The sequence below is a fragment of the Nonomuraea sp. NPDC047897 genome (genome assembly GCF_043204415.1).
In the GTDB taxonomy this organism is placed as follows: domain Bacteria; phylum Actinomycetota; class Actinomycetes; order Streptosporangiales; family Streptosporangiaceae; genus Nonomuraea.
On sequence record NZ_JBIDCC010000022.1, the window covers coordinates 56,149 to 69,438 of the forward strand.

The following is a 13,290-nucleotide window of genomic DNA, read 5'->3' on the forward strand; positions in this document are numbered from 1 at the left end:
GAAGGGCGGTGGACGGCGGGTGGGTGCTGGGCATCACCATCGGCTCTACCTGCCGGGCGACTCCGTCGTGCACCGGCTGCCGCCGCAGTGCAAGCTGCTCGCCGTGCTCGCCTTCGCCGTCGTCGTGGTGGCCACGCCGCGCGAGAGCCTGTGGGCGTTCGGCCTGTACGCGGCGATGCTGGCGGCCGTCGCCCGGACCGCCCGGGTGCCCGCCGGGCACGTTGTGCGGCGGATGGCGATCGAGGTGCCGTTCGTGCTGTTCGCCTTCCTCATCCCGGTCATCGGGCTGGGGGAGCGGACCACCGTGCTGGGCCTGTCGCTGAGCGTGCCGGGCCTGTGGGCGGCGTGGAACATCCTGGCCAAGGCGACGCTCGGCGTGGTCGCCTCGATCCTGCTGGCGGCCACCACCGAGCCGCGCGCCGTGCTGCTCGGCGCGCAGCGGCTGCGCCTGCCGGCCCTGCTGGTGCAGATCGCGATGTTCATGCTGCGCTACCTCGACGTGATCGTGGACGAGATGCGGCGGATGAGGGTGGCGCGGGAGTCGCGCGGATTCGAGGCGCGCGACCTGCGGCACGTCCCGGTGGTCGCGCGGTCGGCGGGCGCCCTGTTCATCCGGTCGTACGAGCGGGGTGAGCGGGTGCACCTGGCGATGCTGAGCCGCGGCTACACCGGCCAGTTGCCGGTCACCGCCGACCTCTCGGCGTCGGCCGGGCAGTGGGCGGCCGCGCTCGCGCTGCCGCTCTCGGCTCTCGCGGTGTGCGGACTGTCGGCGTGGGGATGGTGGGCGTGAACTCTCTGGAAGTCAGTCGTCTCGCCTACGCCTACCCCGACGGCACGCAGGCGCTGTTCGGCGTGGACCTGACGATCGGGCGCGGCGAGCGGGTGGCCCTGCTCGGCCCGAACGGCGCCGGCAAGACCACGCTCGTCATGCATCTCAACGGCATCCTCACCCCCGGCCACGGCACGGTCACCGTGGCCGGCATCCCGGTGCGGCGCGACACGCTCAAGGAGGTCCGGCGGCGTGTCGGCCTGGTGTTCCAGGATCCCGACGACCAGCTCTTCATGCCGACCGTCCGCGACGACGTCGCCTTCGGCCCGGCCAACATGGGCCTGTCGGGCGCGGAGCTCGACCGCGCCGTCACGGACGCCCTCGACCGGGTCGGCATGCTGGCGGCCGCCGACCGGCCGCCGCACCACCTGTCGTTCGGGCAGCGCCGCAGGGTGGCCGTGGCGACCGTGCTGGCGATGGGGCCGGAGATCCTCGTGCTGGACGAGCCGTCGTCCAACCTCGACCCGGCCGCCCGCCGCGAGCTTGCCGAGATCCTGCGCTCGCTGGACGTGACCGTGCTGATGGTCACCCACGACCTGCCGTACGCGCTGGAGCTGTGCGAGCGCTCGCTCATCCTGTCCGGCGGGGTGATCGCGGCCGACGGGCCGACGCGGGAGCTGCTCGCCGACGCCGACCTGCTCGCCGCCCACCGGCTGGAGCTGCCGTACGGCTTCGCCATCCCGCCCACGGCTACTCCGGCGGCCGCTGAACGCGGATGACGACGATCCTGTCGCCCGCCCGCAGCGCGGCGGCGCGCGGATCGGCGAAGGTGAGGATCTCGTGATCGCGGACCACGGCCAGGACGATCTCTCCCGACGCCTGGGGCGTCTTGCCGACCTCGGCCGCGCCGACGGGTCGCTCGTACAGGTCGAGGCCCTTGCCGTACACCAGGAAGTCCTCGATCAGCGCGCTGACCGCCGGGCTCTGCGTGGCGACGCCCAGCATGCGGCCGGCCGCGTCCGAGGAGGTGATCACCACGTCGGCGCCGCTCTGCCGGACGAGCGGGTCGTTCTCGGCCTCGCGCACGGCGGCCACGATCGTCGCCGTCGCGTTGAGGCTGCGCGCGGTGAGCGTCACCAGGGCGGTGGTGTCGTCGCGGTGGGTGGCGATGATGACCTCGCGGGCGGCGGCCAGCGCGGCGCGCCTGAGCACCCCCGCGCGCGTGCCGTCGCCCACGACCCCGGTGAAGCCGTCGAGGGCCGCCTCCTCGATCGCGGCCGGGCTGGGATCGACCACGACGATCGAGTCCTTGGACCGCTCGCTCTCCAGCAGCGTGCGGATGGCGGCCCGCCCCTTGGTGCCGTAGCCGACGACCACGGTGTGATCTCGCAACCTGTCCCTCCATCGGCCGATCCTGATGGCCTCGCGGGTGCGTTTGGTGAGCACCTCCAGCGTGGTGCCGACCAGCACCACGAGGAACGCGATGCGCAGCGGGGTGACCGCCACGATGTTGATGATCCTCGCCTCGGCGCTCACCGGCGTGATGTCGCCGTAGCCCGTCGTGGAGAGCGAGACCGTGACGTAGTAGAGGGCGTCCAGCGGAGACACCGTCCCGTCGGCGCTGTCGCGGTAACCTTCGAGGTCGATCAGGACCAGCGCGTACATCGCCAGCAGGATGAGCAGCGCGATGGCCATCCGGCGCAGCACCGCCACGAGCGGGCTCCGGGCCGGGGACGGCAGACGCACCCCGAATACCGTCTCGTCCTCCTGCATGCGGATGATCGTAGTTTGTGCGGGCCCGGTAGTCGGGGATGTCGAAGTACAGTGGCTCATCGAGGAGGGGCCGAATGAAGCTGCGGCTGGCGCGTCACGCACTCGGCGATGCCGTGGTGGTGGCCGTCGAGGGAGAGCTCGACCTGTTCACCGCCCCGTTCCTCCGCGACGAGGTGCGCGACGCGATCAAGCAGGACAGTGCCCGCCTCGTGCTCGACCTGCAACAACTGTCGTTCATGGACTCCAGCGGGCTGTCGGTGCTGATCGAGGCGTGGCGGCTGGCCACGGGAGAGGGCGGCGGTGTCTCGCTGGCGGCCCCCCAGGCGCCGGTGGCGCGCATCCTGCGCACCACCGGGCTCGACCGGCGGATCAAGGTCTACTCCGACGTGGACAGCGCCGTGGGTGAGATTTGAGCCACCCCGCCTAGAACTTCATTCGGTCACCGGTTAGGGTCCCGCTATGGACGTGAACGGATCTGCAGCAATCATCTCCGGCGGCGCCAGCGGCCTCGGCGAGGCCACCGCCCGGGAGCTCGCACGCCAGGGCGCGACCGTCGTCGTCGCCGACCTCAACGAGGAGCGCGGCAAGGCCGTCGCCGACGAACTGGGCGGCGTGTTCGCCCGGACCGACGTGTCGGACCAGGACCAGGTGCGGGCGGCCGTGGACGCCGCCGTCGCCACCGGCCGGCCGCTGCGCGTCGTGGTCAACAGCGCGGGCATCGGCTGGGCCGAGCGCACGGTCAACCGCGAGGGCAACCCGCACAGTCCCGACAGCTACCGCAAGGTCATCGAGGTCAACCTCATCGGCACGTTCAACCTCATGAGCATCGCCGCCGCCGCCATCGCCCGGACGGAGCCGGCGGACGCCGACGGACAGCGCGGCGTGGTGATCAACACCGCCTCGGTGGCGGCGCTGGAGGGCCAGACCGGCCAGCTCGCCTACTCGGCCTCCAAGGGCGGCATCGTCGGCATGACCGTGCCCGCCGCCCGCGACCTGGCCGCCATCGGCGTCCGGGTGAACACCATCTGCCCCGGCATCATCGACACCCCCATCTACGGCTTCTCCGGCAACGCCGAGGAGTTCAAGGCCAAGCTCGTCGCGCCGGTGGTCTTCCCCAAGCGGATGGGCCGCGCCGACGAGTTCGCGAGGCTCGTCCTCTCCCTCGTGCACAACGACTACATGAACGCCGAGGTCATCCGCTTCGACGGCGGCATCCGCTTCCAGCCCAAGTGAGGTCCCGTGTCTGACGACGTGCTCGTCGAGGAGTCGGACGGCGTCGCCGTCCTGACCATCAACCGCCCCAAGGCGCGCAACGCGATCAACGGCGCGGTGGCGCGGGGCATCGCCGAAGCGCTCGACTCGCTGGAGTCCCGTCCCGACATCTCCGCCTACGTCCTGACCGGCGCGGGCGGCACGTTCAGCGCCGGCATGGACCTCAAGGGTTTCCTGACCGGCGACCTGCCCGTGGTCGAGGGACGCGGCTTCGGCGGGCTGACCGAGGCCCCGCCGGCCAAGCCCCTGGTGGCGGCCGTCGAGGGCTACGCGCTGGCGGGCGGCTTCGAGCTGGCGCTGGCCTGCGACGTCATCGTGGCCTCGGCGGAGGCGAAGTTCGGCCTGCCCGAGCCCAGGCGCGGCCTGGTGGCGGGCGCGGGCGGCATCATGCGCCTGCCGCGCCGCATCCCCTACCACGTCGCCATGGAGATCGCCCTGACCGGCGACCACTACCCGGCCGCCCGCCTGTACGAGCTGGGCCTGGTCAACCGGATCACCGAGCCCGGCGCGGCCCTGGAGGGGGCGCTGGAGCTGGCACGCAAGATCGCGGCCAACGCCCCGCTCGCCCTGGCGGCCACCAAGAAGGTCGTCATCGAGTCGCAGGACTGGCCGCTGGAGGAGATGTTCGAGCGGCAGGGCGCGATCATCAACCCGGTGTTCACGTCCAAGGACGCCATGGAGGGCGCCGCCGCCTTCGCCGAGAAGCGCGCCCCCCGCTGGAGCGGCGAGTAGCCCGCGCCGCCCGCCTCCGGGCCCCTCCCGCCGCTGGAGGGGCCCGTTTTCCCTTACGCGCGCATAACCGCTTCTGCGTACGGTAAAGAAGAGGGCGTACACCGGGAGGGCGCATGAACGACAGCACGAGGTCCGCGTTCGAGTCGGCCAAGCGCGGCGCGGGCGTCCTGCTGACCAGCGCCCTCGGCGCGGCCTTCGTCATGGTGCTGCTGCTCGGCGTGATGTGGGGCGTCGAGATCGTCGACTACATGCTCAACGGCACGCTGGACCGGCAGTTCGGCATCGTGGGGTGGGACCCCGACGGGCTGCTCGGCATCTTCTTCGCGCCGTTCCTGCACGTGGGCTTCGGGCACCTGATGGCCAACTCGCTGCCGCTGCTCGTGCTCGGCTTTCTGGCGGCGCTGCGCGGCATCGGCAGGTTTCTCGGCGCCACCGCGGTGATCATCGTGATCGGTGGCTTCGGCACCTGGTTCACCAGCCCCGACACGATCACCGTGGGGGCCAGCGGGCTGGTGTTCGGCTACTTCGGCTACGTCGTCGGCCGCGGGCTGTTCGACCGGCGCCCGCTCGACATCGCCATCGGCGTCGGGGTGGCGATCGCCTACTACTCGATCCTGTGGGGGCTGCTGCCCAACCAGCAGGGCATCTCCTGGCAGGGGCACCTGTTCGGGCTGATCGCGGGGGTCGTCGCGGCCTGGCTGCTGCGCCGCAGGCGCCCCGCCACGCCCGTGTCCTACCAGGGCCCCTGAGGGGCGCCGTAGCGCCCCTCAGGCGGCGACACGACAAGCCCCGGGGAAACCCCGGGGCTTGTCGTCGTGTCACGGCTGGAGACGCTCGACCACGTAGTCGACGCAGACCGTCAGCGCCTCGACGTCGGCCGGGTCGATCGCCGGGAACATCGCGATGCGGAGCTGGTTGCGGCCGAGCTTGCGGTAGGGCTCGGTGTCGACGATGCCGTTGGCGCGCAGCACCTTGGCCACGGCCGCCGCGTCCACCTCGGCGGAGAAGTCGATCGTGCCGACCACCTGCGAGCGGAACTCCGGGGCGGCGAACGGCGTAGCGTAGGCCGACTTCTCGGCCCAGGAGTAGAGGCGCTGGGCCGAGTCGCCCGTGCGGGCGGTGGTCCAGGCCAGGCCGCCGTTGCCGTTCATCCAGTCGAGCTGGTCGGCCAGCAGGAACAGCGTGGACACGGCCGGGGTGTTGTAGGTCTGGTCCTTGCTGGAGTTGTCGATCGCGATCGGCAGGCTGAAGAACTCCGGCACGTAGCGGTCGGTGGCCGCGATCTCCTCCACCCGGGCCAGGGCACGCGGCGACATGAGCGCGATCCACAGGCCGCCGTCGGAGGCGAAGCTCTTCTGCGGAGCGAAGTAGTAGACGTCGGTCTCCTCGATGGAGACGGGCAGGCCGCCGGCGCCGGAGGTGGCGTCGACCAGCACGAGCGAGTCGTCGGAGCCGACCCGCCGGATCGGCATGGCCACGCCGGTCGAGGTCTCGTTGTGGGTCAGCGCGTAGACGTCGATGCCGTCCTGCTCGGCCGCCACCGGGTGGGTGCCGACCTCGGACTTGATGATCGACGGCTCGCCGAGCCAGGGAGACTTCCTGGCGACGGTGGCGAACTTGGACGAGAACTCGCCGAACGACAGGTGCTGCGAGCGGTCGCGGATCAGCCCGAAGGCGGCGATGTCCCAGAACGCGGTGGTGCCGCCGTTGCCCAGCACGACCTGGTAGCCCTCGGGCAGGGAGAACAGGTCGGCGAGCCCGGCGCGCACGCGGCCGACCAGGCTCTTGACCGGCTTCTGGCGGTGGGAGGTGCCCATGACGCTCGCTCCCGAGGAGGCGAGCGCGGCCAGCTGCTCGGTGCGAACCTTCGAGGGCCCGCAGCCGAAGCGGCCGTCGGCGGGCTTGATGTCAGCGGGAATCACGATGTCAGCCACCTGACCAGCCTACTGACGCCGTCGCGGTGAACAGGCCCGGGTCCGGATGGTGAGACCTACGATTCCCTGGCCGGGAAGGGGGTGATCACGTACGCTCACCCCTAGCCACAAGTGACCCGGGGGCGACACATCAGTCCGGAGGCCGGATCCCGCATGCCGCATTCCGACGTGTACCAGGTGATCGACAGGGTGGTCCGCCGGCCATGGCCCCTGGCCCGCGAACGGGAGCTGCCGATCCTGGTCTTCACCGGCGGCGCGGCGGCCGAGGCGGCGGAGAAGGCGAGGCTGTTCCGGCATCGGGCGCCGTTCGCCGAGATCAGCGCGAGCGGCACCTCGGTCGTCTCGATCGTGCGACAGCTCGCCGGCGCCGACGAGGACCATTCGCTGACGAAGTGGAACAAGGACACCCTGCTGCCGCCTCCCCGCTTCCCGCTGACCCAGTTCGTGCTGTGGGCCTGGACGCAGCGCACGGGTGACGCCGCACCCCCGCGGGCCGTGCTCAAGCCGGCGCTGGCCACGTGGCGCAGGTCCAGGGCGGCCACGGCGAGGGGACTCGCGGCGACGATCGACTACCTGGGCAGGGCCATGACCACGTGGATCCCCGCCTCCGGCCTGGCGGCGTACGGTCTGCAGAAACTTGTGGACGGCCTCAGCCTGGCGCTCCTGTCCGCCGTCGTCGCCGCGACGCTGCTCGTCGCCCTGGTCCACGCCGTGGGGCTGATCCGCGGCCCGCTCTTCTACCGCTGGTACAAGAAGGCGCCGACCCTGCCGCGCCGGCGCGGCGACGACATCATCCGCTACGCCCAGCGCCTGTGCGAGGCGCCGCCGGAGGAGGTCGAGCGGTTGCTGGTGACCGCGCTGCTGGAGGACCTCCGGCAGGCCTACCAGCGGCGCGTCCTGCCGTGGCCGGGCTGGGGGCGCGACACCTACCCCGTGGTCCTCCTCAACGACGCCGATCCCGTCACCGGGTCCCGCCGGTGTATGGAGCTCGTGCACGACGTGCGGGTCAGCGACGGCCAGCGCGGCCCGCTGTTGCTGGTCGTGTCCACCGGCGTGCCGCCGGGCGGCCGGTCCGCGCGGCCCGTCAGGGGCGAGGTGGCGGACTCCAGGCGGCTTGTCCGGCAGTGGCGGGAGCGGGCGCGGCGGGCCAGGCCGAGCCCGTACCTGGTGATCGAGGTGGACGCGCCGCCGCTCAGCGACAGGGAGTTCTGGCCGCTGCCGCTGCGTCCGCTGGCGTTCTGGGTCGTCGTGTTCGCCCTGATCGCCGGGCCCGTCGCCGGGGCGGCGGCCGCCGCCTCGGGCTGCGGGACCGCGCTGGAGTCCGTGGCCGGCCAGTGCGTGGGACTCGGCCCGCCGGACAGGATGGCGCTGCATCCGCTCGTCGAGAAGGTCGTGGGCCGCATCGAGGAGCAGAACGGCCAGGTGCCGCTCGCGGCGAAGGTGTTCACCGTCGCCTATCTGGGCCCGCTCACGACGGAGCCCGGCGCGAAGTTCAAGGACGGGCAGATGTCGGCCGTGGCCGGCGAGCTGACCGGGATCGGCGCCTACCAGGACAGCTACAACAGGAGCAAGTCCGACTGGAAGCTGCGGATCGTGTTCGCGAACACGGGCCAGGACTTCCTCAGCGCCGAGCGGGCCGCCCTGGCGGTCGCGGAGCGCGCCCGCACCGACCCGTCCCTGGCGGCGGTCGTGGGCTTCGCCTGGAGCCGCGAGGAGGTCCGCCGGGCGGTGGCGACGCTCACCGGGGCGAACCTGCCCATGGTCAGCACGGTCAGCACCGTGGACCAGATCGCCGCGGTCGGGTCAGGCCGGTCGGCGTACCTGTTCCGGCTCGCGGTCGTCGACCGGTTGCAGATCAGCGCCACGGTGCACTGGCTCACCACGATCGGGCTGGCCGGCGACGTGGGAAGGCGGCCGCCGGTCGCCGTGGTCTGGCAGCGCCAGCCGGGTGAGCTCTACAGCCAGGACCTCAAGGAGCTGTTCCTGCGCGCGTACCCGGGGACCAGGTCGGAGCACGCGTTCACCGACGACGCCTCGCTGGGCGCGGCGATGGAGGCGGCCTGCGCGTCCGGCGCGAAGGTGGTCTACTACACGGGCCGGGCCGACTTCCTCAGCGGCCTCAAGCGGGCCTGGGGCGCCTCCTGCGAGAAGCGGCGGGTGAGGCTGCTCGTCTCCGACGACCTCACCGGGGCGATCGCCAACGAGGTGGGCTCCGACGAGAGCGGCCACGACGTCAGCATGTCGTTCGTGTCGCTGACCGACGTCCGCGACACCTCGCCCAACCAGGCCCAGCGGACCATCCGGCAGTGGGCCGGCAAGACGTCGGCCTACTCCAGCGCCCACGCCTCCTTCGGCTACGACGCGGTGCAGGCCGTCGCGATCGCGTTCGACGACTACCGCACCCAGGGCGGCGCGGGGGACATCAGCAGCGGGGTGCACTACAACCTGCGGGGCCTCGGTTTCGAGGGCGCGACGGGGACGGTCACCTTCTCGGGGCACGCCACCGACCACGACGCGCAGGGCCGTGAGGTGTGGCTGATGTCCGTCGAGTCCGGCCGGCCGATCAGCGCGGTGCGGATGTGCCGGCCGACCGACAAGGGGGCCGGATGCGACTCGCCGCCCGGTTGACGCGCGTCCGGGCGGCGAGTCGCGTGAGCGTCAGATGGTGCCGACGACCTCGTCGGCGCCCGGCACGTCGCTGAGTGGGCGCGACGCCGGGCCGGTGTACCTGGCGCTCGGGCGGACGAGCCGGCCCGTCTTCTTCTGCTCCAGGATGTGCGCGGCCCAACCGGCCGTGCGGGCGCAGGTGAACATCGAGGTGAACATGTGGGACGGCACCTCGGCGAAGTCGAGGACCACCGCGGCCCAGTACTCGACGTTGGTGGCCAGCACCCGGTCGGGCTTGCGGGCGTGCAGCTCCTCCAGAGCCGCCTGCTCCAGCGCGGCGGCGACCTCGTAACGCGGGGCGTCGAGCTCCTTGGCGGTGCGGCGCAGCACGCGGGCGCGGGGGTCCTCGGCGCGGTAGACGCGGTGGCCGAAGCCCATGAGGCGCTGACCCTTGTCCAGCTCGCTCTGCACGTACTTCTTGGCGTCACCGAGCTGCTCGACGCCCTCGATCATGTGCAGGACGCGGGCCGGGGCGCCGCCGTGCAGCGGGCCCGACATGGCGCCGACGGCGCCGGACAGCGAGGCCGCCACGTCGGCCCCGGTGGAGGCGATGACGCGGGCGGTGAAGGTGGACGCGTTCATGCCGTGCTCGGCGGCGGAGGTCCAGTAGGCGTCGATGGCCTTGACGTGCTTCGGGTCGGGCTCACCGCGCCAGCGGATCATGAAACGCTCGACGATGGTCTTGGCCTCGTCGACGCGGCTCTGCGGCACCATCGGCAGGCCGAGGCCGCGCGCCGACTGCGCCACGAAGGACAACGCCATCACCGACGCGCGGGCGAGCTGGTCGCGCGCCTCCTCGTCGCTGATGTCGAGCAGCGGCCTGAAGCCGTACGCCGGAGCCAGCATGGCCAGGGCGCTCTGCACGTCTACGCGGATGTCACCGGAATGGACAGGAATGGGGTACGGCTCCGCCGGGGGCAGGCCCGGCTGGAACTTGTTGTCGACCAGCAGGCCCCATACGTGCCCGAAGGGGACACGGCCGACCAGCTCCTCGATGTCGACGCCCCGGTATCGAAGGGCGCCCCCTTCTTTGTCCGGTTCCGCGATCTCGGTCTCGAAAGCCACAACACCCTCGAGGCCGGGTTTGAAGTCGGACATTCTCGGCCGCCTCCCTTTCTTGCCATGTTCCGGCAATGCCTTGATGTCGAGATACCGGCGGGTCAATTTAACCCCCTTCCCCCTCATGCTCGGTCTCCGGACCCATCGAAACTTCATCGCCGCAGGTGGGGGGCGGTGTGGGGGGTCTGACGCCGGGCGCGCAAGAATACCGTCTCGTGGATGCAACCTCGCGCCCGCCCTCGCTGGCCGGGCTCCGCCGCACGTACGAGGGCGAGCCGCTGCTCGAAACCGGCATGGCGGCCGACCCCGTCACGCAGTTCACTCTCTGGTTCCAGGAGGCGCTCGACGCGGGCCTGCCCGAGCCGAACGCCATGGTGCTCGCCACCGCCTCGGCGGGCGGCCGGCCCAGCGCCAGGACCGTCCTGCTGAAGGGCTACGACGAGTCGGGCTTCGTCTTCTACACCAACTTCGAGTCGCGCAAGGGCCGTGACCTCGCGGAGAACCCGCGGGCGTCGCTGCTGTTCCCCTGGCACCCGATCCGGCGCCAGGTGCGGGTGGAGGGCTCGGTCGTGCGGCTGCCGCACGAGGAGTCGGCCGCCTACTTCGACTCCCGGCCGTACGGGTCGCGGGTCGGGGCCTGGGCGTCGAGGCAGTCGGCGGTGGTGCGTTCGCGGGAGGAGCTGGACGCCCGCTACGAGGAGTTGGCGGCCCGCTGGCCGGAGCAGCCGCCGGTGCCCGACTTCTGGGGCGGGTTCCGGGTGGTGCCGTCGGAGGTGGAGTTCTGGCAGGGCCAGCTCGACCGGATGCACGACAGGCTCCGCTACCGGCGGACCTCGACCGGGTGGGCGTTGGAGAGGCTTGCCCCATAATGTGCCTCAAGTGTCATTCGGGGAGTTTGTTAGGCGTCATCTGTTAGACACCAGGCCGCTGGCCGTGCCCGCCTACCGGCGCCTCTGGCTGGGGCAGGCCGTCTCGGGCGTCGGCCTCGCGGTCAGCGTGGTGGCCGTCAGCCAGCAGGTGTGGGAACTCACCCACTCCTCCCTCTGGGTGGGGCTGATCGGCCTGGCCAACCTGATCCCGCTGGTGGTGTTCGGGCTGTGGGGCGGCGCGATCGCCGACGCCGTCGACCGCCGCAGACTGCTCATCGTCGGCTCGGCCATCGCCTGGACCAGCACCGCGCTGCTGGTGACACAGGCCCTCCTCGGCCTGGACAACGTCTACGTGCTGCTCGGCGTGGTCGCCCTCGGCGCCACCGGCTACGCGGTCAGCGCACCGACCCGCGGCGCGGTCATCCCGCGCCTGCTCCCCGCCGAGCTGGTGCCCGCCGCCAACGCGCTCAACTCGCTCGTGTTCGGCATGGGCGCGATCGTCGGCCCGATGGTCGGCGGCGTCGCGCTGGCCCTGTCCGGGTTCGCCGTGGCGTACGCGCTCGACGCCCTGCTGTTCGCCGCCGGCCTGTACGCGGCGCTGCGGCTGCCGGCCCTCCCCCCGCTCGGAGAGGTGTCCCGCCCCGGCGTCAAGGCGGTCTTCGACGGGCTGCGCCACATCGTCGGCAGCCCCGTGCTGCTCATGTCGTTCGTCGTCGACATCATCGCCATGGTGCTCGCCCTGCCCCGCGCGCTGTTCCCCGAGCTGGTCGACCAGCGGTTCGGCGGCTCCGAGATCGCCCTCGGCCTGCTCAACTCCGCCATGGCGGCCGGCTCGGTCGCCGGGGCGCTGTTCTCGGGCTGGGTCGGCCGGGTCAGGCGCCAGGGGCTCGCGCTCGTCGTGGTCATCGCCGTGTGGGGGCTGGCCGTGGCCGCCGCCGGGCTCGCTCACCAGCTGTGGCTGGTGGTGGCGTTCATGGCCGTCGGCGGGGCGGCCGACGTGGTGTCCTCGGTCTGGCGGCAGTCGATCCTCCAGCTCCACGCACCCGACGAGATGCGCGGGCGGATGCAGGGCGTCTTCATGGTGGTGGTGGCCGGCGGGCCCCGGCTCGGCGACCTGCGTGCCGGGGCGATGGCCGCCTCGTTCGGGATGACCGCGGCGTGGGTCGGCGGCGGCCTGGCGTGCGCGGCCGCGGTGGCGGCCGTCGGGCTGTCGGTGGCCCGCTTCCGGACCTACCGCTCGGGTTAGCGGGGTACGGGGTACGGGGTCGCGGCCCCTGCACCCGGCGGCCGCGCCGCGCAGCGCGCCGAGATCGAGGCGATCGGGAAGGAACGAGGCCGCGCCTTTGTTGCCGTCCTTGCCATCGCAGGTCTGATCACAAGTAGGGTTTGTGCCTTCACTTGTCTGCCCGGGGCGGACCGGCTCAGTCCCTCCCTTGACCGGCGTAACATTGCAGTTGGGAGGAGCCTTGACCGCACACGGCCTGATCGACACGACGGAGATGTATCTCCGCACGATTTACGAGCTCGAGGAGGAGGGCATCGTCCCCCTCCGGGCGCGGATCGCCGAGCGCCTGCAGCAGAGCGGCCCCACCGTCAGCCAGACCGTGGCCCGCATGGAGCGTGACGGTCTGGTGCGGGTCGAGGGCGACCGGCACCTGTCGATGACCGAGCTGGGGCGCACCCTGGCCACGCGCGTGATGCGCAAGCACCGCCTCGCGGAGTGCCTGCTGACCCAGGTCATCGGGCTGCCGTGGGAGGAGGTCCACATCGAGGCCTGCCGCTGGGAGCACGTCATGTCCGACTCGGTGGAGTCGCGGCTGGTGACCCTGCTCGGCAACCCCACCGTCTGCCCGCACGGCAACCCCATCCCCGGGCTGGCCGAGCTGGGCGCCCAGGAGGCCGGCGACATCGGTGAGGTGCTGCTGGCGTCCATGTCGGAGCTGGCGGGTCCCCGGGACACGCCGGTAGTCGTGCGACGAATTAGCGAACAAGTGCAAAGCGATCCCGCTGTGATGCTTAAACTCAAGCAAGTTGGGATACAACCCGGACGCGAGGTCACGCTCGCGGCGAGCGACGACGGTGTACGGGTGACAGGTGACGGTGACGCGAACAGCATTCCCGCGGAGCTTCCGCGTGACGTTGCCGCGCACGTTTTCGTCTCCAGGCGCTGACGCGCGCGCTGCTGCTTGGTTGAATCCCTTGCGGGAGACCCTCC

General features: G+C 71.7%; 13 protein-coding genes. 10 read left to right on the top strand and 3 right to left on the bottom strand.

All coding sequences use genetic code 11. The features are described 5' to 3' along the window. Nucleotides 1–19 precede the first annotated feature (19 nt). Together cbiQ and ACGF0J_RS35095 are read left to right on the top strand one after the other, a co-directional pair. Entirely contained in the window at nucleotides 20–790 is a 771-nt protein-coding gene (cbiQ, locus tag ACGF0J_RS35090; RefSeq protein ID WP_393153048.1) for a cobalt ECF transporter T component CbiQ, read from the top strand. Beyond that, nucleotides 787–1,548: an energy-coupling factor ABC transporter ATP-binding protein gene (locus tag ACGF0J_RS35095; protein ID WP_393153050.1), complete on the top strand. Its 762-nt coding sequence runs from the start codon at nucleotides 787–789 to the stop codon at nucleotides 1,546–1,548. The genes cbiQ and ACGF0J_RS35095 overlap by 4 nt, the downstream gene beginning before the upstream one ends. Here ACGF0J_RS35095 and ACGF0J_RS35100 read toward each other — a convergent pair. Further along, nucleotides 1,520–2,542, bottom strand: coding sequence for a potassium channel family protein (locus tag ACGF0J_RS35100; RefSeq protein WP_393153052.1), 1,023 nt, complete (start codon nucleotides 2,540–2,542; stop codon nucleotides 1,520–1,522). The genes ACGF0J_RS35095 and ACGF0J_RS35100 overlap by 29 nt on opposite strands. A gap of 74 nt (nucleotides 2,543–2,616) precedes the next feature. Between ACGF0J_RS35100 and ACGF0J_RS35105 the strand changes: the two genes are divergently transcribed. The 4 genes from ACGF0J_RS35105 (at nucleotide 2,617) to ACGF0J_RS35120 (ending at nucleotide 5,295) form a co-directional block, all read left to right on the top strand. Further along, entirely contained in the window at nucleotides 2,617–2,955 is a 339-nt protein-coding gene (locus ACGF0J_RS35105) for an STAS domain-containing protein (RefSeq protein ID WP_101785558.1), read from the top strand. 46 nt (nucleotides 2,956–3,001) lie between these two features. Next, nucleotides 3,002–3,775 carry an SDR family NAD(P)-dependent oxidoreductase gene (locus ACGF0J_RS35110; protein ID WP_393153054.1) on the top strand — a complete coding sequence of 258 codons (774 nt, stop codon included), beginning with the start codon at nucleotides 3,002–3,004 and terminating at the stop codon, nucleotides 3,773–3,775. 6 nt (nucleotides 3,776–3,781) lie between these two features. Beyond that, the gene (locus ACGF0J_RS35115; RefSeq protein ID WP_393153056.1) at nucleotides 3,782–4,546 is read left to right on the top strand and encodes a crotonase/enoyl-CoA hydratase family protein; all 765 of its coding nucleotides are present in this window, start codon (nucleotides 3,782–3,784) and stop codon (nucleotides 4,544–4,546) included. A 113-nt stretch (nucleotides 4,547–4,659) separates the two neighbouring features. Next, on the top strand, nucleotides 4,660–5,295 hold the full coding sequence (locus tag ACGF0J_RS35120; RefSeq protein ID WP_393153058.1) for a rhomboid family intramembrane serine protease: 636 nt from the start codon (nucleotides 4,660–4,662) through the stop codon (nucleotides 5,293–5,295). 69 nt (nucleotides 5,296–5,364) lie between these two features. On the opposite strand, the gene serC is transcribed toward ACGF0J_RS35120, so the two are convergent. Beyond that, entirely contained in the window at nucleotides 5,365–6,480 is a 1,116-nt protein-coding gene (serC, locus tag ACGF0J_RS35125; protein WP_393153060.1) for a phosphoserine transaminase, read from the bottom strand. 153 nt (nucleotides 6,481–6,633) lie between these two features. On the opposite strand from serC, the gene ACGF0J_RS35130 reads away from it, so the two are divergent. Continuing rightward, complete coding sequence (locus ACGF0J_RS35130; protein WP_393153062.1) at nucleotides 6,634–9,108, top strand: hypothetical protein; 2,475 nt, start codon at nucleotides 6,634–6,636, stop codon at nucleotides 9,106–9,108. A gap of 30 nt (nucleotides 9,109–9,138) precedes the next feature. On the opposite strand, the gene ACGF0J_RS35135 is transcribed toward ACGF0J_RS35130, so the two are convergent. Beyond that, nucleotides 9,139–10,245 (bottom strand): citrate synthase 2, encoded by a 1,107-nt coding sequence (locus tag ACGF0J_RS35135; protein WP_393153064.1) that lies wholly within the window; start codon nucleotides 10,243–10,245, stop codon nucleotides 9,139–9,141. Between the two features lie 176 nt (nucleotides 10,246–10,421). Here ACGF0J_RS35135 and pdxH point away from each other — a divergent pair, with 176 nt between their 5' ends. From pdxH to ACGF0J_RS35150, 3 genes are all read left to right on the top strand, one after another. Then, complete coding sequence (pdxH, locus tag ACGF0J_RS35140) at nucleotides 10,422–11,075, top strand: pyridoxamine 5'-phosphate oxidase (RefSeq protein ID WP_393153066.1); 654 nt, start codon at nucleotides 10,422–10,424, stop codon at nucleotides 11,073–11,075. A gap of 64 nt (nucleotides 11,076–11,139) precedes the next feature. Further along, complete coding sequence (locus ACGF0J_RS35145; protein WP_393153068.1) at nucleotides 11,140–12,321, top strand: MFS transporter; 1,182 nt, start codon at nucleotides 11,140–11,142, stop codon at nucleotides 12,319–12,321. A gap of 220 nt (nucleotides 12,322–12,541) precedes the next feature. Then, a complete protein-coding gene (locus ACGF0J_RS35150; RefSeq protein ID WP_393153070.1) occupies nucleotides 12,542–13,246 on the top strand; it encodes a metal-dependent transcriptional regulator in 705 nt (234 codons plus the stop codon). Nucleotides 13,247–13,290 lie beyond the last annotated feature (44 nt).

Coding starts and splice junctions, on each gene's coding strand:
- ACGF0J_RS35100 (WP_393153052.1), bottom strand. CDS start 2,542: ATGCAGGAGGACGAGACGGTATTCGGGGTGCGTCTGCCGTCCCCGGCC.
- ACGF0J_RS35105 (WP_101785558.1), top strand. CDS start 2,617: ATGAAGCTGCGGCTGGCGCGTCACGCACTCGGCGATGCCGTGGTGGTG.
- ACGF0J_RS35110 (WP_393153054.1), top strand. CDS start 3,002: ATGGACGTGAACGGATCTGCAGCAATCATCTCCGGCGGCGCCAGCGGC.
- ACGF0J_RS35120 (WP_393153058.1), top strand. CDS start 4,660: ATGAACGACAGCACGAGGTCCGCGTTCGAGTCGGCCAAGCGCGGCGCG.
- ACGF0J_RS35130 (WP_393153062.1), top strand. CDS start 6,634: ATGCCGCATTCCGACGTGTACCAGGTGATCGACAGGGTGGTCCGCCGG.
- ACGF0J_RS35135 (WP_393153064.1), bottom strand. CDS start 10,245: ATGTCCGACTTCAAACCCGGCCTCGAGGGTGTTGTGGCTTTCGAGACC.